The sequence below is a fragment of the Dethiosulfatibacter sp. genome (assembly GCF_983023055.1).
Map to the genome: position 1 here is coordinate 1 of NZ_CEZJXU010000423.1, position 2,243 is coordinate 2,243.

The window sequence follows — 2,243 nt, forward strand, 5'->3', positions numbered from 1 at the left end:
ATCTGAAGTGTTGACATGTTCCGGATTTGGACCTAAGTTCGGAGAAGACATGAAGGATATTGGTAGAATCGAAAAAGGTGCAGTTATTGTAGAAGATGGAATCATCAAAAAAGTTGGTGTACAGGAAGAACTTCTTAAAGATATTAAAGTTGAAGAATATGAAATAATCGATGCGAAGGGCAATACAGTAATGCCTGGTTTTGTAGATTCACATACACACTTTGTTTTCGGCGGATACAGAGCGGAAGAATTCTCCTGGAGATTAAGGGGAGATAACTATATGGACATCATGAAAAGAGGTGGAGGTATAGTAAGTTCTGTTAAATCAACTAGAGAGGCAACTCTTGAAGAGCTTGTTGAAAATGGAGGAAAAAGACTTGATTCAATGGTCAAGTTTGGTGTTACCACAGTTGAGGGAAAAAGTGGATACGGACTTGACCTTGATACTGAAATCAGACAGCTTGAAGCGATGAAGATATTGAAGGAAAGAAAAGATATCGACATAGCAACAACATTCCTGGGACCACATGCTGTTGAAAAGCAGTATAAGGGAAAAGAAGATGAGTTTATTGACACACAAATAAATGAAGTGCTTCCTGTTGTTGTCGAAAAAGGTCTTGCTGATTTTGCGGATATTTTCTGTGAAGATAATGTTTTTAGTGTGGAACAGTCAAGAAGATTCCTTAAGGCTGCAATAGCTGCAGGACTTAAGGTTAAGATACATGCTGATGAAATTGTTCAACTTGGCGGAGCGGAGCTTGCTGCAGAACTTGGAGCAGTTTCGGCTGACCATCTTCTCCAGGCATCTGACAAGGGTATAGAAGCAATGGCTGAGAAAGGTGTTATTTCTACACTTCTTCCAGGAACTGCATTTTGTCTTAAGGAAGAATATGCAAGAGGAAGATATATGATAGATAAGGGATGTGCAGTGGCACTTGCCACCGACCTTAATCCTGGAAGCTGTTTTACGAATTCAATACCTCTAATTATTTCTCTTTCAGCACTTTACATGGACATGAGAATAGAAGAGATAATTACAGCACTTACAATCAATGGAGCATCTGCAATATCTAGAGCTGACTCTGTAGGTAGCATTGATGAAGGCAAGAAGGCGGATATAATTATACTTGACTTCCCTTCATATCATTTCCTTCCATATCATGCAGGAGTAAATATTGTAAAAACAGTAATAAAATCAGGGGAAATAGTTGCCCAAAATTAGTTCTGTTATTGCAGCAAGAAAGCAGCTACGCTGCGTTATCCAAGTCACGCTTCATTTGACTAACTCGGATATTAAGAGGTCTACGAAAGTATCCTTAACTGTATAATACCAATGCTTTAAGGGATTATGCATTTTTAATTTTCTTAGACTATAAAAAATAATAATGTAGTTTTATCTCACAATAAGTTTCGTTCTAATTCATACAACATTTGAAACAAATTGAACCGTTTTATTTCAAATAACGCATGGATTAACTCAACTAAAATTATAACAAATAAAATAAGGAAGTTTTAATCCACAAGAAGTTTCGTGCTAATTCGCTCAACAAGCTGTATCGCATTGATTCCTTGCGATATACTTGTTTCGTGAATAAACTCAACTAAAGTTGTGATCTAAAACTAGGAGGAAAATAATGAAAAATTTATCAATTGAACAATTTACTATAGAAACAGCATCTGACGCACCGGTACCTGGTGGCGGAAGTATAGCAGCAGTTAGTGGATCTTTGTCTGCAGCCCTTGTAAAAATGGTTGCAAACCTTACAATAGGAAAGAAAAAATATGTTGAAGTTGGAGAGGAAATGAAGGAAATCTCCCATAAGGCAGAAGTTATAAGAGTTAAAATGCTTGATGATATAGAAAGAGACTGTATGGCATTCAATCTTGTTATGGATGCATTCAAGCTTCCTAAGGTAACTGATGAAGAAAAGGCTGCAAGAACAGCAGCTATACAGAAGGGGCTTAAGGAAGCTGCTTCGGTACCCATGGAAATAGCTGAAAATGCATACAGCATAATGACTCTTTCTGAAAGGGTTGTACTTGCAGGAAACAGCAATGCTGTTACTGATGGTCTTGTATCTGCAATGATGGCTAGAACTGCAGTATTGTCTGCACTTCTTAATGTTAAAATCAATCTTGATTCTATTAAAGATGAGGCATTTGTATCAGCGCTAGCAAATAAAGTTGCAGACCTTGAAAAGAAAGCTTTAGAAACTGAAAAGGCTATACTTGAAGCATCACCT

General features: G+C 37.2%; 2 protein-coding genes. Both read left to right on the plus strand.

Features of this window, described 5'->3' with window-relative positions; translation table 11 throughout:
• Nucleotides 1–1,222: imidazolonepropionase (gene hutI, locus AC3AX0_RS11910; protein ID WP_487550500.1), on the plus strand; the 1,222-nt coding region annotated here is incomplete at its 5' end.
• A gap of 412 nt (nt 1,223–1,634) precedes the next feature.
• Nucleotides 1,635–2,243 (plus strand): cyclodeaminase/cyclohydrolase family protein (locus AC3AX0_RS11915; RefSeq protein WP_487550501.1); only part of this gene is annotated, 609 nt, incomplete at its 3' end.